Below are 25,891 nucleotides of genomic sequence, written 5' to 3' on the forward strand. Positions count from 1 at the left end.
CTAAGGAGATAGAAAATGGCTAAGATCAATTCGGATTCAACTAAGTTATTCTTCGTTCAAACAGAGAGGAGACGACAACCGTGAACGAGTACTATAACACGCCAATTAAATCAAAACAGTTTAAATCTGATGGCTCGACGGTCGTTAATCCGGCAGATGGAATTAATCCAGATGGAAGTCGGAACGTACAATTCGTCGGAACTACACCAACTCAAGTGCCAGTAACGATAGCCAGCGGCGCTAATTTGTCAGGCTTTGTGGATCTGGCAGGAAAAACGTTGGTGGGTATCCATATGCCAGCAGCATGGGACGCGGCAAACCTCACGTTTCAAGTGTCTGAGGATGGCGTAACGTATGATAGCTTCTACGACAGTTTGGGAGTGGAAAAAATCGTGAACGCTGCAGCACTCCGGTATATCGAAGTGTCGCCGTCTTCGTGGATTGGCATCCGCTATGTAAAGGTGAGAAGCGGCACAACTGCAATACCTGTGAATCAAACTGCATCAAGATCGATCCAGTTGGTGACAAAGGCGGTGTAGGATGGGACACATAGCATCGCTTTTGTCGGGGAGACGTATCCTTCTATCTGATTCGTTCAACCGGGCCGACAGCGCGACTACACTTGGTAAGGCCGAGACGGGGCAAACGTGGACGTCTTTATTTGGCACATGGGGCGTTATTGGTGGGAAAGCATATGTCGCGAACGATGCTGCCGGTGCTGGCGTTTATGCAGATGCAGGCCAGGGGAATTTTAGATGTTCATGCAAGGTCTTTGGTTCTTATGGTGGAACGAACAAAAGCTTTCCCATGCTACTCTTCCGCATACTAGATGGTTCTAACTTTTTGCAGATAGCTCCGAGCAGTAATGGTGCTGCAATAGATCTTACAAAGAATGATACAGGGACATACAGCAGCATTTCATCAGCAGCAATGGCATGGGTTGACGGACAAGAATATTTAATCACGGTCATCTGTAATGCTCTTCAAATCCTAGTGTATGTTAACGGCGTATTGAAGATCAATCATACACTGGCAGGGGGAAACACGAAGTACGCTGCTTACACTAGGGTTGGTTTGCGTTATGACAAAGCGGGTGCACCAACCTTTATCGCAAGGTGGGACGAGATCAACGTAACGGAGGCATGACAGATGATTGTTACCGTTGGTAAGACCGGAGATGGCTCAGATGATTATCCATTCCGTCCGGACACTCAGGAAACGAACTGGAATGTCATTGAAGAACGGGCAACGGAGTTTGTCATCGAGGTGCCGGATCGATAAAAAACTGCGGCCGAGCTATCGTGATCAAGCGAGAACGAGTGTTCTGGGTTGGTTTATGAACATAACGGTCGAAAATCGTAATTGACGGCGAATTACGGCGATTTGTATAATGGGCTTGTTCTTCCTCTCTAGTTACTAAGTGCGTATGCTTTTAAAAGCGCAGCGCAGAAATGCACCAGCGTAGCGCTATGTGCCTGCATTATGTGTCGGGGTTTTAAAACACCGCCTCTGTAACTAAGTACGTAGAACATAACATTGTCGATTTGAGGGTTGATTAATGAGTAGCCAAAAGCCAGATCTTAAAGACCATTTAAGTATGATCGTCGGTATCATTGTAATAACGATCGCATTTTTTTGGCTATTTGCATGGATATTGTTTCAAGTGTATCCTGGCGACACCGGTGCTGCTGACAGAGGGACCTTCGGAGATATGTTCGGAGCGTTAAATACTCTCTTCTCCACTCTTGCATTTGCTGGATTCATTTATACAATTATGTTGCAACGAAAAGATTTAGAAATTCAACGAGAAGTTCAAAAAGAACAAACGGAACAATTGAAACTTCAGCTTCTCGAATCGGAGCGTTCTGCAACACAGCTTGAGGAACAAAGAAAGTTAATGAATGTGCAGAGAATAGAGAGCACAATAATGCGGTTGTTAATGTATATTGATGATTTCCGAAATGAGTTTCATATAAGCGATGAAGACGGAAGAACATGGCATGGTAAGAAGTGCTTCAACGTAATCGTATCAGAACATAGGACTTCTTTTGGAGAGTCAATGGAAGAAGAAGTAATTGAAAGATATCGACTTCAATTGGACACGTATTTTACGATCATCTTCTACATTATTGATACTCTTAATGTTGCTGATATCGATGAATCCCAGAAAGATGTCTTCGCAAAACTGCTGAATATCCGTCTGAGTGATGATGAAATCAGCTGCATCTACATTTTCACAAGCTCTCAAGGAAGGCGTATGGATCTACTTAAGTACGGTTTTCGGTCTAGATATGAGCGTATGGAAAGTGATTCAAATATGTGATGAGTCGCTCTTAATTGAGCGGCTTTTTATTTGTAACCAATGTACAGATACGCAACCAAACTGTTACTATTTCCGTAGGAATATTTAACGGAATTTAAAAGGTGGTTGTAACAGTGGGATTTGACTGGGGCGGGTTTACAGGTAGCATCATCGGAACTATAGGAGCTTTTGGTGTGGCTAGGTGGTCATTTAAGAATCAGAATAAGCCTACTCTAAGTAAGAAGCGATATCTGCTCTCCACTGAGGTAAGCAACCTTTTTTCAACATCAGCAGTTGAACTAGTTGATATTGCTCAAAAACAAGATTTCAAATTGATTTTGGGATGGACTAATGGAATTCAAGACAAACTACGAAAGTACATACCAGAATCGATTGAAGTTGATAGTAGGATTTATAAGATTCTTGAACAAACTATTACGAAGATATCGACCAAAGCACTAATCTTTATGGAACGGTTTAATAATATAGACGACAACTCTGATCCGAATTTCAATGATGAGTTCTACCATGAGCTTTACCGTTGTATGAAGGGCGCGATGGTTAGCATCTCTTCATATCGATTAGATCTAGGGAAGGAAATCTAATATCCTCTCAGTCATGGAACGAAGTGTCTGTCGAAATGCCGAAATTCGACAAGGATGGGTCCTTCCAGGGACCTTTCGACATGCGGGTGCGCGTGAGCCCGAAATAGGGCTAGATAAAATTTTGAAAAATCACTTCCGCTTCCGCTTCGGTCACTCGAGGTCGGGAGCGGTTTTGTTTTTCGCTTCAAATTAATGCGATTAATTTCTTCCATCACATAGTGTTACCAAAAGCGGAAGTGGAGGTGCGGCGATGCCAAGAGCAAAGGCGGAAGTAGATCCTCTTCATAATCGAGAGGTTCAGACCGGTGAACTGGCGGCCATCGTCGGAAAATCAGCACGGTGGATAAGGCAATTAACGAAAGACGCCGTCTTAAAACAGTCCAGCCCAGGAAAGTATATTCTGGCTGATGCGGTGCAAGCGTACTGCGAGCACATCTCAGGTGGTAAAGAGGAAGATAACGGACCTCGGCTGATTGATCATAGGACAGAGCATATGCGCATCAGAGCAGAGAAAGCTGCTCTTGAATTAGCCGAGATGCGTGGAGAGCTTCACCGTGCAGAAGACGTGGAACGGGCAATGAGCGATATGATCCTGACGGTGAAGACAAAACTGCAGGCGGTACCCGCACGCGTCGCACCAAAGCTCGATCAGGAGCCTGCAGCCGTCATACAGAAGACGCTGACGACCGAAATAAACGCTGCATTGATGAGTCTAGTCAATTACACGCCGGAGATGTTCGCGGCCGATAATGGCGGCGGTGCGGATGGATAAAAGGACAGTCAAGCTGTTCCAACAACTCGCACGATTCTGGACGCCCAAAGCCGATCTCACGGTCTCGGAATGGGCAGACGTTAATCGGGTTCTCACTTCGGAGACGAGCGCTGAGCCCGGTCCTTGGCGAACAGATCGCGCTCCGTATACGCGGGAGATCATGAATACATTGGTTGACCCGAATTACGAGGAGATCGCCGTCATGGCCTCGGCGCAGGTCTCTAAGACGGAAAGCACGCTGAACATGGTCGGTTTCCACATTGACCAGGAGCCTGCGCCGATCATGTACCTGCTGCCGGATCAGAAACTGATTGACTTCTTCTCTAAGAAGCGGCTCTCTGTGATGATTAACGCGAGTCCCGCGCTGCGGAGCAAAGTCCACGAGGCTAAGAGCCGGGACTCGAGCAACACGATTGGCGAAAAGAGCTTCCCAGGCGGCTACATCACGATCGTCGGGGCGAACTCGCCTGCATCGCTGTCCAGCCGACCTATTCGGATCGTCCTTTGTGATGAGGTGGACCGCTATCCGGCTTCGGCCGGTACCGAAGGCGACCCAATCAACCTCGCGACCAAGCGGACGACGACATTCCATAATCGGAAGCATGTCTTCGTTTCGACGCCACTTATCAAAGAGACGTCACGGATCTACAAGCTATACGTCGACAGTACAATGGAGCAATGGCAACTCCCATGCCCTAACTGCGAAGAATACCAAGCACTGGTCTTCGGGCAGTTGGACTTCGACTACAGTACGACGGAGAGCAACGAGATTGTCGTTTCTCGGGCGGAATACCGCTGCATTCATTGCGGCATGCTCCACTCGGAAAAGGAATGGCGGCGTGGTGAAGGCAAATGGGTTGCTCAGAAGGAGCACTCCCGCCGGCGCGGCTTTCATATCAACCAGCTCTCCAGCCCGTGGTCATCATGGACGGATATTGCACGCACCTTCCTTGAGGCGAAACGTGATGGTCCCGAAATGTTTCAAGTTTGGGTCAACACAGTCCTCGGTGAGCCGTGGGAGACAACAGGCAAGGTTGTTGATGTAGACACGCTGCTCTCCCGCCGCCGGACGTATCAGGAAAAGGCGGATGTGCCGAACGAAGCGCTGCTGCTTACCTGTGGCGTCGACGTCCAAGACAATCGACTTGAGTACGAGATCGTTGGCTGGGGACTGGAGGCACAGTCCTGGGGCATGCAATACGGCGTGATCATGGGCGACCCGGGTCAACAATACGTCTGGAAGCAACTTGATCAGGTACTGGAACGAAGCTACCGGCGCGCAGACGGTATTGAGCTGCAGATCGCGACAGCATGCGTTGACTCTGGCGGTCACTTTACGAAGGAAGTTTACAAGTATTGCCTGCAGCGCGAGGCGAAGCGGGTGTGGCCGATCAAAGGTAAAGGTGGTTCCGGCATTGCGTACATCATGCGACCGAAGCGGCGAAACGACGAAGGTGTCTACCTCTTCCACATCGGCGTCGACGTCGGCAAGGATACACTGACTTCTCGACTGAACGTCGCGGATCCGGAGCAACCGGGTTACTGCCACTTCCCGGACAACGTGGAGAGGCGATACGATCGCGCTTATTTCAACGGCCTGACTGCTGAGCACCGGGTTATAAAGTTCGTCAAAGGTCGCCCGGTGCATCACTGGGAGCGGAAAGTCGCTGGTACGCCGAATGAACCGCTCGATCTGCGAAATTACGCGACGGCAGCCTATGAGATTGCGAATCCGCAGCTCGAGCAGTTGAAGAAGCACTATGACAGCTTATTGGTTAAAGAGCCGGCTCCACAGCCAGCTCCACAGCCAGCTCCGAAGGCAAAGAGGGCTGGTGTTGTGAAGAAAGGAATGGAAATGGGGTGATTATTGATGGCAAGATTGGATGATCTTCAGACGCGCCTGCAGCAGTATATCTCGTGTGAGTCAGCAATTATATCCGGCGCGCAGGATTACACAATCGGCACCCGTCGCCTCACACGAGCTAATCTTAAAGAGGTTGCAGATATGATCAGGTATCTGGAGCGGGAGATTTCTACCGAAGAGTCAAAGGCAGCTGGCCGTGGACGTAATCGGATGTTCGGTGTCATACCGCGGGACTTTTAACGGAAGGAGGTGGTCATTATCAATTTGATTGATCGAGTTGTTACTTACATCAACCCGGAAGCTGGAATGCGTCGCGCGGCAGCTCGGGAAGTTAACAAGGTGATAAACGGATACGATCAGGGCGGAGCATCGCAAACAAAGAAGAGCATGCGGGGATGGATAACAAGCTCGGCCAGTCCAAAAGAGGATATTGACCGCTCATTGGATACCCTTCGTGCCCGTTCTCGAGATCTGTTCATGAACGGACCAATCGGTGCTGCTGCTCTTAAGACAGCCAGAACAAATGTAATTGGTCCAGGCTTGCGGTTGAAGCCAAACATTGACGCCGTCGTGCTCGGGATGACTCCAACTCAGGCTGATGAGTGGGCTGGAAAGGTACAGCGTGAGTTTGCGATTTGGTCAGAGTCCAAGCATTCGGATGCTATTCGGATGAACGACTTCTATGATCAGCAAGGCGTCGCGTTCCTCGGGATGCTGATGAACGGTGATGCTTTCGCGCTCTTCCGGACTGACAAGCGCACACCTTGGCAGCCGTACGGACTCCGCCTCCATTTGATCGAGGCAGATCGAATCAGCACTCCGCAAGCATCAGGTGTGCTGGGTGATAGCATCGAGGGCAAGGCTGTGAGTGGAAATAGGATTATCTCTGGTGTGGAGATCGATGCCGCCGGCGGACTGGTCGCTTACCATGTCTGCAACATGCATCCTACGGAAGTAGGTTACACGGTATCACCTCTTCGCGAGTGGAAGCGAATAGAGGCATTTGGAGCTTCTACAGGGCGACCGAACGTCTTGCACCTATTCGAATCCGATCGCGCGGAGCAACGCCGTGGAGTGCCGCTCCTAGCGCCTGTAATCGAGACGCTGAAACAAATCACCAGGTACACAGAAGCTGAGATTATGGCAGCCGTTATCTCGGCCATGTTCACAGTCTTCATCAAATCTGAAGGTCCATCTTCAGATATACCGCTCGGATCGATGGTTTCGGATGATCAAAAGGTTGCTCCAAGTGACCCGAATTCCTTAGAGATGGGTATCGGTGCAATAAATGTGCTGCAGCCGGGCGAAGAAGCTCAATTCGCGGACCCAAAGCGCCCAAATGCAAACTTCGACGGGTTTGTGAGCGCGATGTGCCGGATGGTCGGCGCAGCCATTGAGATACCGTTCGAACTACTGTTGAAACACTTCCAGTCGAGCTACAGCGCCAGTCGCGCTGCACTGCTGGAAGCATGGAAGATGTTCCGGATGCGCCGTATTTGGACGGCGAAAGAGTTTTGTCAGCCCGTGTATGAGGAGTGGCTGGCCGAGGCGATCGCACTTGGCCGCATTCATGCACCGGGCTTTTTTAATGACCCGGCAATCCGGAAGGCATGGAGTAAAGCTGAGTGGAATGGTCCGGCACCTGGTCAGCTTGATCCAGTTAAAGAAGCAACCGCAGCTGGATTGCGGATAGCTCAAGGTCTCTCTACCCGGGAGCGCGAGGCTATCGAGACAAATGGTAGCGACTTCTGGGCAAACGTTCAGCAACTTGAGCTTGAGAATGAAGCTCTTTCTGCAGTCGGGGTTATACCTCTACCGTCGACGAAGGGTGGAAACTCTGAGAAGGAGGTGAAAAAAGATAATGCCGAAGAAGATTAAGCTTAACGGTCCGGTTATCGGAGACGGAAGCTCTTGGCTTTACGATTGGCTAGGTATGCCCTACATCGGTGCATCTAGGCTAACAAAAGAGTTGGACGATGCCCGCGGTGATGAGGTCGAGGTATATGTTAACTCTCCTGGTGGATCCGTTACAGCAGGGTCTGAGGTGTACACGATCCTGAAAGAGTACCCGGGCAAAGTGACAGCCAAGGTCACCGGTATGGCTGCGAGCGCTGCTTCCTTTTTCTTGATGGCCGCAGACGAAATTAAGATGTCTCCTACTGCCCAGTTGATGATTCACAACGCTTCAACTTGGACGAGTGGCGACAAAAACGCCCATTCAAGTAATACTGACATGCTCCATGGAACAGATGTCGCAATCACCAATGCGTATCGTCTTCGGACGGGCAAAACAACCGATGAGTTGCTGGACCTAATGAATAAGACCACTTGGATGAACGCGCAGCAGGCTATCGGGCTAGGTTTTGCCGATGGAATTCTGTTCGATGACGATAACTCTTTGCTTGCTGTCACAAATAGCATTAGTGGAGAAATTCCTCTGCAGGTTGAAGAGAAGATTCGCGACTTTATTGTCACAGCTGCACTTAAAGGCGGTAAGGTTGAAGGCCTTGACCTGTCTGCGTTCATTCCGCAGGGAAGTCTGGTTTTTAATAGCTTGGAGAATCAAGAAGAACACACTACAAAGGAGGAAGAAGAACCAATGGATATGAATGAATTGCAAGCTAAACATCCTGACATTTATCAGCAAGTGATTAATGCAGGCGCCGAGCAAGAGCGCAGCCGCATCAAGTCGATCGACGAAATCGCCAACACTATCGCGGACGACCTCGTCGAGAATGCCAAATACGTGAATCCGGTATCTGCGGAAACGCTGGCGTTCCAAGCTTTGAAAGCTGATGCCGGTAAAGGCATCAAGCACCTGAATGACCGCACAGATGAACTGAATGCGAACAACGGTGTAAAAGCGGGTACGGTGACAGCTGAAGATCAAGCAAAGAAAGCTGAGAATGAAGCACTTATCGACATGGTGGCAGCAGCTGCAAACCAAAACAGAAAGGGGCAATAAGGAATGAGTAACCTTTGGAATGACAATGCAGGATCCACTACACCAGACAAGCTGATTGCAGGAACGACGCACCCAAGAGACATTCGGAGCATTACGATTTTGACAGGTCAAGGCGTTCTGACGCGTGGCACAGTAATCGGCATCGTAACTGCAACAGGTAAAGGCAAGAAGGTTAATAGCGCAAACGGCGACGGCAGCCAGACAGCTGACTGCATCCTCACAGACGATATTGACACTACTTCTGCAGATGTTGTGACGTCGGCGTACATCAGCGGCCAGTTCAACCGCAAGTCTCTTGTCTTCGGTGGAACTGATACAGCAGCCAATCACGAAGCAATGCTTCGCACAAAGGGCATCTTCCTTAAAGATGTCCAAAACTACTAAGGAGGCGATTGATACTATGAATCTTGATCTGTACAAAACGATTCAAATGCTTCAGTCCGTTCGTAAAATGCTACCTCTTCGCAAATTCTTCTCAAGCACATTCTTCCCAGGAACGAAAACGTTCGTGACAGAGAATGTGCTTTTTGATTACAAAAAAGGTAAGCGTCCAATGGCCCCATTCGTCGCTCCACGCCGTGGTGGAATCACCGTTGCTCGTGATGGCTTCAAAACAAAAATGTACACTGCACCAAAAATTGCTCCTCAACGTGTGCTCACCATGGACGACCTCGTTACTCGTGGGATTGGCGAGAATGTGTTCAGTGAGAGAACACCGGCTCAAAGGCAGGCGGAGCTGCTTGGAAATGACTTGAATGAACTCGATGATATGATTTCACGCCGGATTGAGTGGATGGCTCGCGAGCTACTGCTCGGCAAGCCGATCATTGTGAAAGGTTTCATCGACAAACTTGACGCCGAATGGATTGACGATCAAATCGACTTCGGATTTACTCAAAAGGTAGTCCTGACGAGCACAGCAAAATGGGATGATGCGGGTTCGAACGGTAAAAAATACGGGCAACTCCGAGACTGGAGACTCAGTGTCATTAAGGCAACGGGATCAGCTCCGACGATGGTTATCTTTGGCCAAGGCGCTTGGGATAAATTCCGTAATGATCCTGAAATTGCGACGATGCTGAATCAACAAAACGCAACACTCGCGCTCATGAATCCAAGCGTTCAGGACGAAGCGCTGACGTACTGCGGTAAGTTGCCAGGCCTCGGGTTGGAACTCTACACATATGACGACTGGTTCATTGACGACAACGGCGTGGAACAACCTTACATTCCAGACGATCAAGTAATCCTTTGCCGTCCGAATCTCGGCACCTTCGTTTACGGTGCTGTCACTCAGATGGAGGAAGACGGTCAGTTCTATACCTATCAAGGTGTTAGAATTCCAAAATCTTGGGCTGAAAACAGCGCTGATGCTCGCATGATTCGACTGACATCTCGTCCGATTCCTGTTCCGGACGATATTGATGGCTGGCTCGTAGCGGACGTGTATTAAGAGAGGAGATTGAACTTCATGGATGTTATCGTAATTCGAGGCAAAGTCGACGACGGCAATCAAATCTACAGCCCTGGGGAAGTTATCTCAGGGCTGTCTTCTAGAGATGCGGAAGACTTGGTAGCAGGCGGCTATTGCAGCTGGCATATCGACGGTACCGCTGCTGATATTGAGCTGAATGCGGAAACGGATCCTCCAAGCGGTGATGATGACGGAGAGCCTCCAGCAGATGGTGGCGAAGGTGATGGGGATGCTACCGGCAGCGATGGTGGACCGGATACAAATGTCCCATTGGTCGACGATAAGAAGAAAACCAGATGACAAGCTTTAAGGAGCAGCTAGCCATAGACGCTCACTCAACGTTCCTTAATCCTGACGAGTTCGCCACGCAGCACACCATCGACGGTCGCCAGCTATGGGTTCTCGTCGATACCGACCAGCAAGGGAAGCACATATATAACGCACACGCCCCCTCATACTCTGAGGGGGTTTCTGTTCGACAAGTGATTTTCTTCGTCGATCCTCTCGAGATGGGGTACCGACCGGAAGAGGATCAGGAGTTGGTTTTCGATGGCGTCTCCTTCACAATTGCGACCGTAGCGGACGAAGACGGCCTCTACAAGATAACGCTGGAGTCGTACTCAGGATGATCCGGGCAAAATCGAATCTAAAACTGGCGACGCAGATCATCAAGAACACGGAGAAGACGATTCCGCGCGCATACTACGCCGCATTGACTCGTGCTGCTCAACGCGTGAAGACGGAAGCGGGCCGCGAGGTCAGAAAGAAGTATTATGCCAAGGCAAAGGACATCAGCCAGAACGTCACCATCAGACGAGGAAGCATCAGCTCGATGAGCACGGCTGTCGTCTGGAAAGGTCGAAACATTCCGCTTATCAAGTTCAGATCGAACCCACAGAAGCCCCTCGCTCGCGGGCAGCGTCCGCCAAAGGCGCTTAAAGCCGGTGTGCGGAAGCCCGGCGTGAAGAAACTGAAAGGTGGCTTCATAGCTAAAGTCGGCCGCGGCGGGCATGTTGGTGTGTTTAAGCGTGTCGGGCGGAAACGGCTGCCGATTAAAGAGGTGTACGGTCCAGCTACTCCGGTAATGGTCAATGAGCCAAGCGTCTTGGACGCGCTAGTGAAAGTGGCAGACAAAGAAGTGGCAGCTCGGTTTGAACATGAACTGAACCGAAGGCTTGAGAAAGGAGGGTTGGTGAAGTGACCACGATCTTGCTGATCAAATTGCTCCAAAAACGTGTGCAAGAGCTGCTAGGTAGCCAAGCTGACGTTCATATATTCGCGTTGCCGAAAAAGACTGAAACCTCAGTTAAGGCGGGGCAGAACCGGCTGCCGTTCATTATCATTTCTCCACATAAGGGCAGCGACATCGACGAAGGCAGCACGCATATCTCCTTCCTGTTCGGCGCCCAGGGAGATGAATACACGGATGGTGCATGGGATGTGTTTCACACCATGGAACAGGTCCGGGCTGAGTTACTTAAGAAACGCACATTGGAGTTCGCGCGGCTCGAATCGTACGATTGGGAGTTCTATGAAGAGCAGCCTGCGCCGGAATGGTTTGGCGAGGTTCGGATGCGGTGGTCACTCCCAACCATTATTGAGGAGGTGCAAGGGATTTGAGTAATCGGAAAAAAGATGCTGAAGTCGTTGAACAGCCGCACCAACCGCAGAAAATATACGTCGGACCAAGCCTTAGAAACGGACGTCTTCCGAAATTCAAGATATTTCGGAATGGCATACCGGTTCACTTATCGGACATCATCGCTGCGAACCCGGATATTACCGAGATGATTGTGCCACTGGACCAGTTGACCTCCATGAGGGAGCTGATTCAGGAAGTCGGCACTCCGCAGCACATCATCTATGAAAAATTGAAAGGAGTCTGATCATGGAACAACACGGTATTCAAGTTACTGAGGTGCCGATTACGATCGAAGTTGCTGACACTCCTAGACCTACAATTCCAGTCGTATTCGGCACCGCGCCAGTGCACCTTTCCGCTCGCAGCGTAATGGCGGTGAATGAACCAATTCTCGTGAATTCGTTCGAGGAAGCTGTTAACGCATTCGGTTACAGCGATAACTGGGGAGGCTTTACGCTCTGCGAGTTCATGGACGCCTTCTGGAGGCAATACAATCAGTCGACTGCTGTACTGGTCAATGTACTTGATCCGACGGTCCAGAAGAGCACGGTGGTTCCCGTAGACACAGCTGTATCGAATGGTGTTGTAACAATCAATGTCGAAGGAGTACTCAAGGCTGGCATCATTGTAAAAGACCAGGCTGGAGCGGCCACCTTTAATCTGAACACGGACTACTCGTTGAGCTACAACGCCAACGGGAAATTAGTCGTTACCGTTAAAAACGGTGGATCTATTCCTTCCGGTGTCACTACCCTCAAGATTGGTTATAACAAACTGGATCAATCAGCAGTTGATGCTACTGAGATTATTGGTGGCGTTGACGCAACCACCGGTAAGGAAACAGGGTTGGAGCTATTGGATCAGGTCTTCCCGCGTTTCGGAATTGTTCCATCTCTGGTGCTAGCGCCTGGCTTCTCTACTGACCCGCTTGTCGCAGCGGTTATGACCGCGAAAGCTAGTAATATTAACGGCCACTTCAAGGCAGAGTCCCTCGTAGACTTGGATGTAGAAGCTATTGAACAGTACGGCGATGCTCCCGCATGGAAATCGGGAAACAACCTGAATTCGGAATATCAGATTGCTGGGTATCCGAAGCTTTCATTAGGTGGCAAAGTCTATAACTACTCTTCGCACCTTGCCGGGGTTATCTGCAAGCTGGATGCTGCAAACGGCAACATCCCATTCGTTTCTCCATCAAATCAAACATTGAAGATCGACGGTACAGTGCAGGCTAGCGGTAGTCCGTTATATCTTTCTCCGGATCAGGCACAATATCTTAACGCTCAAGGCATCATTACAGCTGTCAACTTCGTGGGAGGACTTCGCAGCTGGGGAAATCGTACAGCGGCGTTCCCTCTTGAGAGTGACCCAGTTAAGGCATTCATCCCCGTGCGAAGAATGTTCAGCTGGCTCGCCAATCAGATCATCATTACCTACTGGAAATACGTAGATGATCCGTTGAATACGCGGCTAATTGAGGCTGTAACCGACTCGATTAACGTCTGGCTGAATGGTTTGCAGGCAAGCGGCGCGCTCTTGGGAGGTAGGGTTGTATTCATAAAATCGGAAAACTCTGATGCTGATCTACTGAACGGCAAGATTACTTTCCATCTGTACGTTACCCCGCCGGGACCAGCGCAGCAAATCAGCTTCAAGCTTGAGTACGATCTTCAATATCTTCAGGCTCTTTTTGCAGCCTAAAGGAGGGGGACATAACCATTGAAACAAATTCCTGAGAAGTTAATTGCATTTTCCGCCTATCTGAATGGCGGTACTTTCCTCGGGGTTGTAGACGTAACATTGCCAAGTTACGAGGCATTAACTACAACATTATCCGGGGCAGGTATTCTTGGTGAAATTGATAGCCCCTCAATCGGTCTTTTTGCGGCGATGTCTTGTGGAATTACATGGCGGACGATTGAAGCAGTTGCGACACAGTTGCTGGCACCTGTAGTACATTCACTTGATTTCAGAGGCGTAAACCAGGTGTTCAACAATGTATCTGGACAACATGAAGAAATTCCAGTGAAGGTAACGGTCCGGGCTACTCCTAAGAAGTATGATCCCGGGAAGATGGAGGTCAATGCAACGACTGATAGTGTCAATGAATTAGAGGTCTTGTACATCAAACAGATGGTGAACGGTAAAACAGTGATCGAACTCGATAAGTTGAACTATATCTTCATCGTGAATGGCGTAGACTACCTCGCTAAACGGCGAGCAAACTTGGGATTGTGAGGGATGAATTAATGAGCAATGAAAACGCCAATGTAACGGCCGACAAAAGGGTCTATACCCTGAGTCGGCCGTTTGTTTTTGAAGAAGAGGAAATTACGCAACTGGTACTCGACTTCGACAAGCTAACCGGAAAAGACATCTTGACCGCAGAACGCCGATTCCTAACGGATACCGGGGGCGGTGTTGGGTTGGTAAAGGAAATGTCAAAGGCTTACCAGCTGTACATCGTAGCTGCAGCTGCAGATGTACCTCTTGAATTGCTGCATGCTTTACCAGGAAAGGACTTCACGCTCGTCACATTGAGGGCTCAGGATTTTTTGCTGATGTAGGGTGCGGCAACATTCGCGAGATCATTGTCTCCTTATCTGTCGTCACCCACACGCCTATTCCGTACTGGTTGAGCTTACCTGTTATTGAGCTAAACACCTGGGTTGAGGCGACCAATAAATTCACAGATGGGAATCGAGGTGAGTCCCTATTTCAAGAGATTACGAATTAGCATTTAAACTCAATGCCGAACTCGAGTCTAGATTCTCACGTACTTTCTCCCAAGCTGAGCACCAGGTGGATTCTTTAGATCGAAAGCTTCGTAGCATCGACAATCAGGGTACAGGTGGAAGTTTCGGAAAGGGAATCGTAAGAGGCTTAACGTCGATTGGTAAAGCTGCTGGCCTGGCAGCAGGAGTTGGTATCGCAGGTGGTGTAGTCGCAACAGGTGCTATAATCGGTGATTCTTTACACAAGGCTATGGACTTTGAATCGGAATTGTCGACGATTAAAGCCCTGACTGGAGCATCGGCAACTGAAATGAGCAAGATGCAAGGTCTTGCATTGAAGATGGGTGCAGACACGAAATATAGCGCGCTAGAAAGTGCGCAAGGGCTAGAAGAACTTCTCAAGTCGGGCCTAACGCCGGCAGCCGTGCAGGCCGGCGGACTCGAGGCGGCTCTTAATCTCGCGACAGCCGGCGGGCTCGATCTTGCAGAAGCCGCAGCGACAATGTCTACATCCATGAACGCATTCCGAAAGGACGGCATGGCCGCGGCGACTGTCTCGAACATCTTGGCTGGAACGGCGAATGCAGCAGCGACCGATGTCCATGAACTGAGCTATGCTATTGCGTCCGGTGGTGCTGTGGCTGACATGGCTGGCCTATCCTTCCGAGACTTTAACACTGCTATTGGACTCATGTCTAACGATGGTTTGAAGAGCGGATCTGACGCCGGCACGAGCTTCAAGTCCATGCTGATGTACCTGCAGCCGCAGACGAAGCAGGCAACAAAACTATTCAACCAACTGGGGATCGGCGTTGGTAAAGCGAACAAGTTCTTCAACAAGGGAAAGATCAAGGACATCGCCGGAATCGCTGCGGTGCTGCACAAGGCATTCGGGGGAATGTCAGAGCAAATGCGTACCGATAAGATGATGGAGATGTTCGGCACAGACGGTGTTAAAGCTGCCTCTACTCTCTTCAAAGCAGGTTCAGATGGCGTGAAGAAGTTCCAGAAGGACATGTCAAACGTTACCGCTCTCGATGTCGCAAAGACGAAGATGGACAATGCAGCTGGTGCGGTCGAGCAGTTCAATGGAGCTGTTGAGACACTGAAAATATCTGGATTGACACCTTTAATGCCTGTTATTAAGCATGCAGCTAGCGAAGCGGCTGACCTCGTAACGGAATATACACCGGAAATAACAGATGCAATTCAAAGGATGACTGATACTGCAACAAAGTATATGAACGATCATTTCTTTAAAAACCCTGAATTTAGAAGCCTTCCAACACTTGAGAGTAAGGTGGACTTCATATTTTCAGACGTAATGCAGACGTTTAACGCTTGGTGGGCTGCTTCAGGTCGTAATTCATTGGAGAATGTAACAGAGAACGTTGCTCATTTTATGATTAATGTTCTTGATTCCACAACTCCGGAGATGGCTAAGGTTGGGGCTGATATGGGAGCTAGCCTTGGCAAAGGGATGTTTGACGGGTTGAAGTCATCGAAAATCGGCTTCCTGTTTAAGATGACACCGGATTGGTGGAACTTGGGTGATTTACTGAAGGGAGACTTCAGCGGCGCTGTAGACTGGTTTGTTCCTGATTGGATCTGGAAAGAAGACAAAGGCGATAACAAAACTGTTATCGGTGGTACGAGCCAAGCGTATTCAACAGATCCCATTAAGCAGTACAGTAATTCTGCTGATCCTTTTAAGAGTAAGTCGCTGCCGACGGCCAAACCGCCTGCATCGAATATGAACACTTTTATTTACAGTCCTAAGCAAACCTTTAACGGGCCGGTTGACAAAACTGCCATTGAGGAAGCAACCAAGACGGGTGGAGAAAGGTTTGCAGAGCAAATGAAAAATTACAATCAGAACCAGAAGCGGGTGAACTTGGCGCAATGACCTATACGACGATTCAAGGCGATACCTGGGATGGTATCGCCTTTAAAGTTTACGGCAAATCAACGCTAGTTCCGCTACTGATCAGCTCGAATCTTGTTCATGTATCTACAGTGATATTTAATGGTGGAATCAAGCTTCAGACGCCAGCTGAGCCGGAAGATTTCACTTCGATTCTCCCGCCCTGGAAGCGCGGTGATGGGACATGACGCAATCACAGGACGCTCGTCGAGTAGCTTTGACAGTCACCTACAACGGCAAGGACATATCGACCGAGTTGGCCCAATCGCTCATCTCATTTTCCTACAGGGATGCAGCAAGCGGGCAAATAGATGATCTGCAAATTTCACTAGAAGATCGAAATCAACTTTGGCAGGGAGATTGGAGCCCGAGCGAGGGGGATTCGATCGATGCCCGTATAAAGACGATCAATTGGGCGGGACCGAATAAATTCGAGATCTTTCCTTGTGGTACATTTGACGTGGACTCGTTGGATCTTAACGGACCTCCGGATCAGGTGACCATCAAAGCGTTATCTATTCCAGCAGGCGTCGGCGGCCATCGTGAACGTTATAACCGGTCATGGGAGAAAGTCACGTTGAAGAAGATAGCCGCTGACATCGCTGCGCGTTCGAAGTTGAAGCTGATGTATGAGATATCTGACAATCCTTCGTACGAAAGGATGGATCAGTCGAATCAGACTGACTTTGCATTTCTTGTTGAGCTCTGCGGCCAAGAAGGAATAGCAATAAAAGTAGCTCGGGGCAAACTGGTACTGTTTGACGAACATAAGTACGAAGAACAAGCGCCGGCTCTTAATCTTAGAAAAACGGATTGTACCGGATATTCATTTTCTTGGAGTACAGCTGATGCAGCATATCGAGCATGTCAATTAACATACATGGATTCGAAATCTGATAAAAATCTGAGTGTCACTTACGTACCACCGGGCGCTCCGAAGAGTGGACCGATGCTTAAGGTGAATGAAGCGGCATCGTCTCGAGCAGAAGCGCTGAGGATTGCGAAGAATCGGCTTCGACAGAAGAATAAGGAATTCGGTCGTGGTAGCCTGTCTCTGCCTGGCGATACACGACTTTCCGCGAGCTTGACACTTAACCTGGTTGGTTGGCATCGGTTCGACGGAAAATACATCATTGAGAGTTCGACTCACTCAGTCGACGGAAGTGGTGGTTACAGAACTCAGATTGAGGTAAGGAAGGTGCTGGGTTGGTAGAATACATTCGTAAAGGTGTGGTATCGACTGTTAACCCAGCTGCTGGGACGGTCCGCGTCGCATTTCCCGATCGAGACGATCAGGTGAGTGCAGAACTCCCGGTCATTGTACAAGCAGGTGCTTATTGGATGCCGGAAGTCAATGACCGTGTGCTCTGTGTTTTTCTGGGGGATCGCTTAGGCACCGGCTTTGTACTTGGAACCTTCTACAATGCATCTCAAGCTCCTCCTGCTTCAAATGCGGCGTACAGCGGTGTTTGGCTGGAGGATGGGAGTCACGTCTATTTCGATCGCTCAGCGGGATTGTTACGCATTCACACTGCAAGTGGCGTAGAAATAACCGGAGGACTCACGGTTGACCATATAAGCGCTTCTTCAATCAGCTATCCAGGAGGTGCGCTGCCATGATCGGAGCATTCGGTAAAATCGCTTTTCTGGTAACCGATAAAAAGATTCGGACGTTTGCAGACTTAACGCGCCAGACTGCCGGTAGATGGGCGAAACATGATGTTCTTGGCGGAAAGCCGCTGACCCAGAGAGTAGGTCAAGGATTAGATACGATTTCGTTCAGCATGAGGTTTGATTCTGCATATGGAATGAACCCGTACAAAGAAACGCATGCATTGCGTGAGCTAGAGAACAGCGGTCGTGCAGTTCCGTTGACTGTCGGCGGGAAGGTTATCGGAGTTGGGCTGTGGATCATTACAAGCTTAGAAGAAGGCTGGGTCGAAGTTGACAACAAAGGAAACATATTAGTCGCTACAATGAAGATCTCCATCGAAGAGTATGTGAGTGGGGTGAAGAGATAATGGAGTATGTGGTGAACGGAAGCGAACCAGTTCCAATAGTCATAGGGGCAACGGGTATTGATGAATTAATTCAAAATGTCCGTGTGATCGTGACCACAATGAAATTCACGGTACCCTATGATCGTGAATTTGGAGTTGACTCCAGCTTTATCGATCAACCAATTCCGATCGCGAAAGCTCTACTAGCCACGGAGGTCGCTGGAGCAGTTAATCAATCAGAGCCGCGAGTAAATGTGACTCAGGTTGATTTCGAAGAAGACCACACTACGGGAAGGTTGATTCCTACCGTACGGTTCGAAATCGCTGAAAGCGAGGTGTCATAAAGGTGCAGCAACTGGTCGACTTGCCAGATATACAGTTCGTTGACGAAGATGTGACGGCGACACTGAACAATATGATTACGGTGTATGAGGCGCTGACTGGTCGGGTATTAAGCCCGGGGAATCCAGAGCGCCTCTTTTTGCATTCACTAGCAGCCATGATCGTACAGCAGCGAGCATTGATAAATGTGACGAGTAAAGCGAATCTGCTGAAATATGCAAACGGGCTTATCTTGGACCATATCGGAGCGTTTAGCCAAACGTGGAGGCTCCCTACGACTGCGGCTTCAACAACAATTAGGTTCACACTCTCAGCTCCGCAGTCAGTGACGATTACGATTCCAGCAGGAACGATGGTGAGTACTCGATCTGATCCGAAGATTTACTTTATGACGGATCGAGCGGTAACAATTGCGATAGGTGCCACTATCGGTGATGTGGTGGCTTCGTGCACTGAAGCTGGCGCCATGGGGAATGGGTACGTCGCCGGTCAGATAAGTCAGCTCGTGGACAGCAATCTTCCATTTGTGGCTACCTCTATCAATACAGATACAAGTAACGGCGGAGCTGATATTGAATCGGACGATGCTTTCAGGCAGCGGATCTATGAGTCTCCGGAATCATTCTCGGTTGCCGGACCAGACGGTGCATATCGCTATTGGACGAAAACGGCAAATCCCTCGATTGTAGATGTTGGCGTAAGCTCACCGACGCCGGGAACAGTGCAGATTGTTCCTCTTCTCGCGGGCGGTGTTATTCCATCATCAGGTGTGTTGGCTGATGTGACCGCATTGTTCCAGGACCGCCAGATCCGGCCGCTTACTGACAACGTCTCCGTCGTTGCCCCAACCACACAGACGTACTCGATCAATTACACGTACTATATCGCGCGAAGCAGGTCCTCAGAAGAAGCCGCTATCCAAGCTGCGGTTCTGAAAGCTGAGACGGATTATATCACTTGGCAAAAGAGTAAGTTGGGTCGTGATGTTAATCCATCTGAGCTTATATATCGTCTAATGGCTGGCGGAGCTCACCGGGTAAACCTTACGAGCCCGTCATACGCAGATGTGGCCGACACGAAGATAGCCGTTGTAAGCGGCACGGTGACCCATACTTATGGAGGTCTTATAGATGATTAATCTCTCTGCAGCAAGCTTGCTTGATCTATTGCCGCCTAACCTGGCTGCCGACTCCACAATCGCGGCCGCCGCAAAGGCGCTTGATTTAGAGCACCAAGCGACGACAGCTATGATTGCAAATCTCAGCATCTTTGATCGACTAGATTCTCTAACGGAAGAAGAAGCTGACGAACTAGCCTGGCAGTTTCATGTTGATTTCTATGACCAGTCATTGCCGATCGAGCGTAGACGCGATCTCGTTAAGAACAGTTATAAGTGGCATAAGATCAAAGGTACCCCGGCTGTAGTCGAAGAGCTCATAACTACGGTCTTCGGTGACGGCGAAGTTGAGGAATGGTTCCAGTATGGTGGCGATCCATACATGTTCCGTGTGATCTCGAGCAACACATCAATCACGGACACGCATGCTCAGCAGTTTATTGCGGCACTCACCACAGTCAAAAATGCTCGATCTCACCTAGAGGCGATTGTTCTCACTGAGCTTTCGACTATGCCGGTCTATTTTGGTTTCGGAGTACACACAGGCGATTTTATTACGCTTAAACAGGAAGGAGCTTGAGGATGGGCGTTTTTAACGGACTTAAGCTAACCAATAAAGGACTTGCTCTTCAGGGTAAACTGGCTGCGGGCGGGACGATTACCTACACCAGAATGGCCATTGGAGATGGAACCTTGACGGTCGCCATCGAGACATTGAATGCGTTGGTTAACCAGAAGGCGTCTCTCCCGATTGTTAAGGTAAAGACGATTACAAGCGGGCGAGCGGTTGTGGGTACAAAGATGAACAACGGCGCTATCGGCACCGGATTCTATTTCCGCGAGCTCGGTGTCTTTGCTCAAGATCCGGATCTCGGGGAGATCCTATACCTCTACGGTAACGCTGGTGGAACAGCAGATTTCATTGCTGCCGGTACTGGCGGCAGCGACGCAATCGAGAAATACATCGACGTTGAAATGATTATGGGAAATGCAACGAATGTGACTGCACCGATTGATACATCGCTAGTGACCGTTACAATTGCCGACTTCCAAGCGCATCAAAACGCAGCGGTGCTGGATCACCCTGACGGATCAGTTACCGATGCCAAAATCGGAAATCGCACTATTGATGACACTGTTGCTGCAGCTTCAGGTGCCGACACACCTACTAGGCTATGGTCAAAGCTTGCAAACGTAATAAAGAGAATCACAGGAACAGGTAATTGGTACACGCTGCCTTCCATGACGATTAATGCAATAATTACTGCTTTGGGATTAAAGGCACCTTTAGCCTCTCCTGCGTTCACTGGCACACCTACGGTTCCTACTCCCGCAAACGGGACAAATACAACACAGGCTGTCAATGCTGCATTCGTACAGTCTGCTATAAGTTTGGCACAGTCATTCCCACTTACGGCAGCAGACGGTCTGGTTAAAGGAAGCTTATACAGCGGGGACATGAATGCCTTGATTACGACCGGCATTTACGGCATCTTGAACACAGCCACAAACGTTCCCGTTGCGGCTGGTGCGGTATGCGTCGTGCAGCAGCGGACGGCTTCGGGGATCTCGCAGGTGTTCACGCTAATCAACTCCGTGAGTCCTAGCGCGATATATGCGCGCACATCGGGCGATAGCGGCGCGACATGGACGCCGTGGGCGAGGCTCCTAACTGACCAGGGGAACCAATCGGTAAACGGATCTATTACGGGTACCGTGTTGTATTCCATCGGAAGCGGCGACTTGTACCTTGATGATACAGGCAGCAGTAACCCCACTACTTTCTATAGAATCGGGGGCGTCCTGCGGTCTACCACATACCATGACCGGGCGGCAGATAAGCTTGGGATGAAGGCGTATAACGCCGACGCCTCAGCAAGTACCACGCTAAACCTACAGTACGTGGACGGCGTAACGCCTACGGCGTTTATGCAATTCCCGGCAACGTATACATGGATAGGCGCTTCAAATAACCGGGCTGCTATCGACTTGAACAATTCCGATATGAAAGGTATCGGGAATCTGATTATGAATGACGACGCTGGACCGAGTGAGGGCATTTACTGGCCGAAGACAGGCACGACAGCAGGCAGTACGACAGCCTCTGACTACACGCTTCAACGTGTAGACGGCGCGGGTGTACCTTGGCTTGATACTAAGAGATACCTTGTTACTGGTTCTGATGCAATTTACATTCCGATGTTCTACGGCACGGGCTACTGCCAAGGAACGGGCACTACCGACACAAGCTCTTCCGTTACGGACCCGCAAGGAGCAAGCTTCGACCTATACGACCATAGAATTACGCTCGATTTTGCCTTAATTGCAAACCGGCAAGTTTTCTTGGAAGCGAATTTGTTGACTTCCTCGGCCGGAACAGCGCAAGCACTCATCTTCGCTACCGCTACCAATGTAGCCCCGGTTACTGGTACTGACGCGCCGATTACTGGCGTAGCCACAAGCAGCACGTCTTCTCGTGTAGTGCGCTCTATTGATCTCACGCCGTACCTAAACGCATCAAAACCACAGCTAAGCCTGAGATTGGACAAGAATAACACCCGTCTATTCTCGGCGCGGCTGATTATTATTTAAGGAGGTGCGTACATGCGCTATTTTTGTAACCTGGTGAACGGCAAGCCGGAAAGCGCTCTGGTCCTTCCGGATTTTCCAGAGCCGCAAATTCCAATTGACTTCCCGTACGAGATATCAGAAGAAATTTTTAATAATCTACCGTTCGCACAATATGACGGCAATGAGTGGATAATTGGGCAGGTCGAAATAGATATCCAGTCAATTAAGCAGGGAAAACTGACAGAGCTGCAAGCCGCGAGAGATGCAACCTTATATTCGTCGTTCACATCGTCAGCGCTTGGTGATCCGAAGGTGTACGGCTACGACAAACAGGCAGCTGACAACTTCCGCGCCAAGGGCACGCTGCTGAGCCTTGACCCGTCTATCGAATCGGTTCCTTGGTATGTCACATCCGATACCACATTCGTCGTTCATACGCGGGACCAATTCATTCAAGTTATCAAGGACGGCGCAGCGCACGACGAAAGCACGCAAATGCGCTATTTCATGCTAGAAGCAGAGGTAAAGGCGGCGGATACGCGGGAGGCTGTTGAGGCGGTCACATGGTAAGGTACATTTGGAACTTGCTGATTTCCATTGACCAGTTAATCAATACGCTGGCGGGCGGCGATCCTGATGAAACAATATCATCAAGAGCGGGCAAGCGGGCTTTGAAAGGGTGTTACTCTTGCAAGCTGCTTTGCCGGTTTCTCGATCTGTTCCAGAAGGATCACTGTTACAAATCAATAGAGAAAGATGAGGGGACTCCTTTGTGAGTAGCTATGGCTCCGCTGCTGCGGGGCTTATTTTATTGTTGAGAGGAGCAGAAGAACATGAATCACTTCAAAGAACTTGGTCTTAACTCATTGGCGGCAGCAATTGGAACTGGCAAGGAAGCAACATGGGGAGCGGGAATAGCCGCGATCGGCGTCAGCATAACAAGTTGGCTCGGTGGTTGGGATAAGGCGCTGCAAGTGCTGCTTGTGCTTATGGTAGCTGATTACGTGACCGGGTTACTCGGAGCGATTCGCCAGGTAAAAGTGAACAGTGAAGTAATGTACTGGGGAGGCATTCGGAAGGCTGTCGTCCTTTTTGTTGTTGGTCTAGCATCTCTACTAGATGACTGGATTCAGCCTGGATCGCCAATCTTCAGGACAGCGGCCATTTATTTTTACGGTGGGCGAGAGGGCATCTCCGTTGTTGAGAACCTTGGAACTATCGGCGTCCCACTGCCTGGCGCCATCAAGAACTTTTTAGAGCAGCTTTCTGAGAAAGGGGAAAGCAAGGATGCAGGCAAAGCAGACGAGTAATGTAAAGATTATCGATGTATCGCATCACCAGAACGACAGAGGAAGCATCGACTGGAAAGAGGTCAAGGCAGACGGCGTCGCTGGCGCCTTTATCAAGGCTACGGAGGGCGGATCGAGCAAAGATGCAGCCTTCTCTGTCAACGCGGCTGGAGCAGTCGCCGCGGGGCTGGAAGTGGGCTTCTATCATTATGCTCACCCGGAACTAAATACAGCTGCCACAGAGGCTGCAAGCTTCGCAAAAGCAGTAAAAGGCTTTAAAGTTGACTTTCCGCATGTTCTCGATGTCGAGGGAAACGCGGGGAATGTTCCAAACGAAGTTTTGACGGCTTGGTGCATTGAGTGGCTCGAGACGGTGGAACATTTAACCGGTCATCCAACAATGATATACACCGGTGGCAACTTCGCCAAGGTGCATCTGGGTAAGGAACTAGGGAAGTGGCCGTTATGGGTGGCTCACTATGGAGTTGAGAAGCCGATGGCAAATAACACTTGGGATGCCTGGTCCGTGTTCCAGTACACTTCGGCAGGTTCGGTCTCCGGTATTGTTGGCAACGTTGATATCAATGCGATGGAGCGGGCTTTCTTCGATAAGTACTCCGGTCTACCACCGATGCCGCAGCCAACTGCGGAAGATACCATCAAAATCGTTGTCAACGATAAGCTCGTAGCCTACGGCCGCATCATCGACAGTCATGCCTATCTTCCGCTTCGTCAATTAGGCGAAGCTTTAGGAGCTAATATCCATTGGGATCCGGCTGCTGCGAGTGCCTATGTTAACGGGAGGGTTGTGACAAAGTTTAAACTGATCGGGGGCAAGACGTATATCGGTGTGCGTAACGCAGCTGAGTTACTCGGAGGGACAGTGTCATGGGATGGCGGAACGAAGAAAGTATATCTCTATAAATAAGCGAGGAGGATGATATCTGTGGGTGCTTCGGACAAATCTCTTGTGCGTAGCAATGGTCTACCAATCCCGCAATTTTACAACTCGAAGAAGGACCAATACGACCCCCTAAAGGGGTGCTAACTCACCAGTAGGTAAGACGAGTGCTACGTGTCATTCGAGTCGAAGGTGTTCGACATCGTGAATCGGGACGGACTCCAGATTTACGTCACGATCTCAGAGTCAAGCACAGCGAACCTGTCGCCGATTACGACTGGGAACGTGCGTATTACTGGAATCAACAAAGCCGTTGTCTGGGCACCGCATGCTTGCTATAAGTCGCACGCAGTAACGAATCGGGCTATCAGGTCAACATCGAAATTCAAGTCAACTACGACAGTTCGACAAGCGGTGCGGTTACTGCTGGAAACATACTAGCTTCTATTCGCAACCTCCGAGTTGGATTCTTATAATATCGTCTCAAACACAACTACAAAAAAGCCCCTCTCGGCAAACGCCAGGAGGGGCTTTTTTTATGACTTTTGTGTGCAAGCCATGATGTCTATCGTCCAATTTGCAATGTTAATTTACAACAATTTGAACACTAATTTTTTTATGGTCAATATAAGTAAAAATAGTGGTTGTTCCTTTATTGTAACCTTTTAATTGATTTCCGTTAAAAGCAGCTACACTCTTGTTGCTTGTTGTCCATTTCAACAAACTACCGTCTACAATTATTGTTTTTTCACTAGAAAACATCCTGCTAATTAGGCTCGATTTACCAAGCTTTACATTTACTCCAGGCAAGCTTATCATCTGGTTTTTGTTAATTACTATTTTGCTTTGTACAGGTGTAGCTTCTAGAATTTTTGTGGATTTTGTTCCTGCATTAAGTACCGGAACAATTAAATCGGTAGGCAAATTATATACAGTACCTATAGCCGAGAGAAGCAAATTTTGAATTTTACCAAATGCAATTTTCTGAATCGATTTATCAGTTCTAAGTGCATAATCAAAAATGACTTCAGGATCCTCATTTTTAATTCCATAGTCGCCACCTATGATTAACTTAAATGTGGAATTGTTTTTTAGTTTTATTATTAAATCATCTTTAGGAGCATTAAACCAACCCCATTTGATGAAGTTGCCAACACTTTCCTTTGTATTAACAACATCCATGGCATTCGTGTAAGCATAATAATAGGAAATAATTGCAGACAGCGCCTTTATTGCAACTGGATTATTTTTATTCAATGAAACCAGTCCATTTACAAATTCATTATAGGATGGATCATCAAAACTTTGGGCACTGGTTTTTTGTGGTGTTGTACTGAATATCATACAAAAACATAATGTAATTACTAATAACTTAAATTTCTTCACCG

At 49.1% G+C, this 25,891-nt stretch carries 35 protein-coding genes; 34 read left to right on the forward strand and 1 reads right to left on the reverse strand.

The features are described 5' to 3' along the window. Window positions 1-80: 80 nt before the first annotated feature. The 34 genes from AC0YNX_RS17315 (at window position 81) to AC0YNX_RS17480 (ending at window position 24,944) form a co-directional block, all read left to right on the forward strand. Window positions 81-539 (forward strand): hypothetical protein, encoded by a 459-nt coding sequence (locus AC0YNX_RS17315; protein ID WP_475816949.1) that lies wholly within the window; start codon window positions 81-83, stop codon window positions 537-539. Window position 540: 1 nt separating this feature from the next. Beyond that, window positions 541-1,146 carry a hypothetical protein gene (locus AC0YNX_RS17320; protein ID WP_475816950.1) on the forward strand — a complete coding sequence of 202 codons (606 nt, stop codon included), beginning with the start codon at window positions 541-543 and terminating at the stop codon, window positions 1,144-1,146. A gap of 3 nt (window positions 1,147-1,149) precedes the next feature. Next, window positions 1,150-1,281, forward strand: a complete 132-nt coding sequence (locus tag AC0YNX_RS17325; RefSeq protein ID WP_475816951.1) for a hypothetical protein — start codon at window positions 1,150-1,152, stop codon at window positions 1,279-1,281. 316 nt (window positions 1,282-1,597) lie between these two features. Next, window positions 1,598-2,323: a putative phage abortive infection protein gene (locus tag AC0YNX_RS17330; protein ID WP_475816952.1), complete on the forward strand. Its 726-nt coding sequence runs from the start codon at window positions 1,598-1,600 to the stop codon at window positions 2,321-2,323. Between the two features lie 113 nt (window positions 2,324-2,436). Next, window positions 2,437-2,907: a hypothetical protein gene (locus tag AC0YNX_RS17335; RefSeq protein ID WP_475816953.1), complete on the forward strand. Its 471-nt coding sequence runs from the start codon at window positions 2,437-2,439 to the stop codon at window positions 2,905-2,907. A gap of 250 nt (window positions 2,908-3,157) precedes the next feature. Next, window positions 3,158-3,679: a hypothetical protein gene (locus AC0YNX_RS17340; RefSeq protein ID WP_475816954.1), complete on the forward strand. Its 522-nt coding sequence runs from the start codon at window positions 3,158-3,160 to the stop codon at window positions 3,677-3,679. Next, a complete protein-coding gene (locus AC0YNX_RS17345; protein ID WP_475816955.1) occupies window positions 3,672-5,543 on the forward strand; it encodes a phage terminase large subunit family protein in 1,872 nt (623 codons plus the stop codon). Before AC0YNX_RS17340 ends, AC0YNX_RS17345 begins: the two co-directional genes overlap by 8 nt. A gap of 6 nt (window positions 5,544-5,549) precedes the next feature. After that, window positions 5,550-5,783 (forward strand): DUF6148 family protein, encoded by a 234-nt coding sequence (locus tag AC0YNX_RS17350; RefSeq protein ID WP_475816956.1) that lies wholly within the window; start codon window positions 5,550-5,552, stop codon window positions 5,781-5,783. 24 nt (window positions 5,784-5,807) lie between these two features. Then, window positions 5,808-7,421 carry a phage portal protein gene (locus AC0YNX_RS17355; RefSeq protein WP_475816957.1) on the forward strand — a complete coding sequence of 538 codons (1,614 nt, stop codon included), beginning with the start codon at window positions 5,808-5,810 and terminating at the stop codon, window positions 7,419-7,421. After that, complete coding sequence (locus AC0YNX_RS17360) at window positions 7,405-8,508, forward strand: head maturation protease, ClpP-related (protein WP_475816958.1); 1,104 nt, start codon at window positions 7,405-7,407, stop codon at window positions 8,506-8,508. Before AC0YNX_RS17355 ends, AC0YNX_RS17360 begins: the two co-directional genes overlap by 17 nt. A gap of 3 nt (window positions 8,509-8,511) precedes the next feature. After that, window positions 8,512-8,892 (forward strand): head decoration protein, encoded by a 381-nt coding sequence (locus AC0YNX_RS17365; RefSeq protein ID WP_475816959.1) that lies wholly within the window; start codon window positions 8,512-8,514, stop codon window positions 8,890-8,892. Window positions 8,893-8,908: 16 nt separating this feature from the next. Beyond that, window positions 8,909-9,961 carry a major capsid protein gene (locus AC0YNX_RS17370; RefSeq protein WP_475816960.1) on the forward strand — a complete coding sequence of 351 codons (1,053 nt, stop codon included), beginning with the start codon at window positions 8,909-8,911 and terminating at the stop codon, window positions 9,959-9,961. Between the two features lie 18 nt (window positions 9,962-9,979). Further along, complete coding sequence (locus AC0YNX_RS17375) at window positions 9,980-10,282, forward strand: hypothetical protein (RefSeq protein WP_475816961.1); 303 nt, start codon at window positions 9,980-9,982, stop codon at window positions 10,280-10,282. Continuing rightward, the gene (locus tag AC0YNX_RS17380) at window positions 10,279-10,611 is read left to right on the forward strand and encodes a hypothetical protein (protein WP_475816962.1); all 333 of its coding nucleotides are present in this window, start codon (window positions 10,279-10,281) and stop codon (window positions 10,609-10,611) included. The genes AC0YNX_RS17375 and AC0YNX_RS17380 overlap by 4 nt, the downstream gene beginning before the upstream one ends. Beyond that, entirely contained in the window at window positions 10,608-11,183 is a 576-nt protein-coding gene (locus AC0YNX_RS17385; RefSeq protein WP_475816963.1) for a phage tail protein, read from the forward strand. Before AC0YNX_RS17380 ends, AC0YNX_RS17385 begins: the two co-directional genes overlap by 4 nt. Further along, a complete protein-coding gene (locus AC0YNX_RS17390) occupies window positions 11,180-11,602 on the forward strand; it encodes a hypothetical protein (protein WP_475816964.1) in 423 nt (140 codons plus the stop codon). The genes AC0YNX_RS17385 and AC0YNX_RS17390 overlap by 4 nt, the downstream gene beginning before the upstream one ends. Beyond that, the gene (locus tag AC0YNX_RS17395; protein WP_475816965.1) at window positions 11,599-11,868 is read left to right on the forward strand and encodes a hypothetical protein; all 270 of its coding nucleotides are present in this window, start codon (window positions 11,599-11,601) and stop codon (window positions 11,866-11,868) included. The genes AC0YNX_RS17390 and AC0YNX_RS17395 overlap by 4 nt, the downstream gene beginning before the upstream one ends. A gap of 2 nt (window positions 11,869-11,870) precedes the next feature. Beyond that, window positions 11,871-13,325, forward strand: coding sequence for a phage tail sheath family protein (locus tag AC0YNX_RS17400; RefSeq protein WP_475816966.1), 1,455 nt, complete (start codon window positions 11,871-11,873; stop codon window positions 13,323-13,325). An 18-nt stretch (window positions 13,326-13,343) separates the two neighbouring features. Continuing rightward, the gene (locus tag AC0YNX_RS17405) at window positions 13,344-13,862 is read left to right on the forward strand and encodes a phage major tail tube protein (protein ID WP_475816967.1); all 519 of its coding nucleotides are present in this window, start codon (window positions 13,344-13,346) and stop codon (window positions 13,860-13,862) included. Between the two features lie 11 nt (window positions 13,863-13,873). Then, window positions 13,874-14,191 (forward strand): phage tail assembly protein, encoded by a 318-nt coding sequence (locus tag AC0YNX_RS17410; RefSeq protein WP_475816968.1) that lies wholly within the window; start codon window positions 13,874-13,876, stop codon window positions 14,189-14,191. 235 nt (window positions 14,192-14,426) lie between these two features. Beyond that, on the forward strand, window positions 14,427-16,265 hold the full coding sequence (locus AC0YNX_RS17415) for a phage tail tape measure protein (protein WP_475816969.1): 1,839 nt from the start codon (window positions 14,427-14,429) through the stop codon (window positions 16,263-16,265). After that, window positions 16,262-16,471, forward strand: a complete 210-nt coding sequence (locus tag AC0YNX_RS17420) for a tail protein X (protein ID WP_475816970.1) — start codon at window positions 16,262-16,264, stop codon at window positions 16,469-16,471. The genes AC0YNX_RS17415 and AC0YNX_RS17420 overlap by 4 nt, the downstream gene beginning before the upstream one ends. Beyond that, window positions 16,468-17,496, forward strand: a complete 1,029-nt coding sequence (locus AC0YNX_RS17425) for a phage late control D family protein (protein WP_475816971.1) — start codon at window positions 16,468-16,470, stop codon at window positions 17,494-17,496. The genes AC0YNX_RS17420 and AC0YNX_RS17425 overlap by 4 nt, the downstream gene beginning before the upstream one ends. A 17-nt stretch (window positions 17,497-17,513) precedes the next feature. After that, window positions 17,514-17,903, forward strand: a complete 390-nt coding sequence (locus AC0YNX_RS17430; protein WP_475816972.1) for a phage baseplate assembly protein V — start codon at window positions 17,514-17,516, stop codon at window positions 17,901-17,903. After that, a complete protein-coding gene (locus AC0YNX_RS17435; RefSeq protein ID WP_475816973.1) occupies window positions 17,900-18,304 on the forward strand; it encodes a phage tail protein in 405 nt (134 codons plus the stop codon). Before AC0YNX_RS17430 ends, AC0YNX_RS17435 begins: the two co-directional genes overlap by 4 nt. Further along, on the forward strand, window positions 18,304-18,627 hold the full coding sequence (locus AC0YNX_RS17440) for a GPW/gp25 family protein (protein WP_475816974.1): 324 nt from the start codon (window positions 18,304-18,306) through the stop codon (window positions 18,625-18,627). Before AC0YNX_RS17435 ends, AC0YNX_RS17440 begins: the two co-directional genes overlap by 1 nt. 2 nt (window positions 18,628-18,629) lie before the next feature. After that, complete coding sequence (locus tag AC0YNX_RS17445; RefSeq protein ID WP_475816975.1) at window positions 18,630-19,763, forward strand: baseplate assembly protein; 1,134 nt, start codon at window positions 18,630-18,632, stop codon at window positions 19,761-19,763. Continuing rightward, window positions 19,756-20,322: a phage tail protein I gene (locus AC0YNX_RS17450; RefSeq protein WP_475816976.1), complete on the forward strand. Its 567-nt coding sequence runs from the start codon at window positions 19,756-19,758 to the stop codon at window positions 20,320-20,322. The genes AC0YNX_RS17445 and AC0YNX_RS17450 overlap by 8 nt, the downstream gene beginning before the upstream one ends. A 2-nt stretch (window positions 20,323-20,324) precedes the next feature. Next, a complete protein-coding gene (locus AC0YNX_RS17455) occupies window positions 20,325-22,334 on the forward strand; it encodes a hypothetical protein (RefSeq protein WP_475816977.1) in 2,010 nt (669 codons plus the stop codon). 12 nt (window positions 22,335-22,346) lie between these two features. After that, complete coding sequence (locus AC0YNX_RS17460) at window positions 22,347-22,883, forward strand: DUF4376 domain-containing protein (protein ID WP_475816978.1); 537 nt, start codon at window positions 22,347-22,349, stop codon at window positions 22,881-22,883. Further along, window positions 22,877-23,089 (forward strand): hypothetical protein, encoded by a 213-nt coding sequence (locus AC0YNX_RS17465; RefSeq protein ID WP_475816979.1) that lies wholly within the window; start codon window positions 22,877-22,879, stop codon window positions 23,087-23,089. The genes AC0YNX_RS17460 and AC0YNX_RS17465 overlap by 7 nt, the downstream gene beginning before the upstream one ends. A 57-nt stretch (window positions 23,090-23,146) precedes the next feature. Then, window positions 23,147-23,623 (forward strand): phage holin family protein, encoded by a 477-nt coding sequence (locus tag AC0YNX_RS17470; protein ID WP_475816980.1) that lies wholly within the window; start codon window positions 23,147-23,149, stop codon window positions 23,621-23,623. Next, window positions 23,601-24,530 carry a GH25 family lysozyme gene (locus tag AC0YNX_RS17475; protein WP_475816981.1) on the forward strand — a complete coding sequence of 310 codons (930 nt, stop codon included), beginning with the start codon at window positions 23,601-23,603 and terminating at the stop codon, window positions 24,528-24,530. The genes AC0YNX_RS17470 and AC0YNX_RS17475 overlap by 23 nt, the downstream gene beginning before the upstream one ends. A 147-nt stretch (window positions 24,531-24,677) precedes the next feature. Next, complete coding sequence (locus tag AC0YNX_RS17480; RefSeq protein WP_475816982.1) at window positions 24,678-24,944, forward strand: hypothetical protein; 267 nt, start codon at window positions 24,678-24,680, stop codon at window positions 24,942-24,944. Between the two features lie 144 nt (window positions 24,945-25,088). On the opposite strand, the gene AC0YNX_RS17485 is transcribed toward AC0YNX_RS17480, so the two are convergent. Continuing rightward, complete coding sequence (locus AC0YNX_RS17485; protein WP_475816983.1) at window positions 25,089-25,889, reverse strand: hypothetical protein; 801 nt, start codon at window positions 25,887-25,889, stop codon at window positions 25,089-25,091. Between the last annotated feature and the right edge of the window lie 2 nt (window positions 25,890-25,891).

Source organism: Paenibacillus sp. J31R98, from assembly GCF_056269245.1.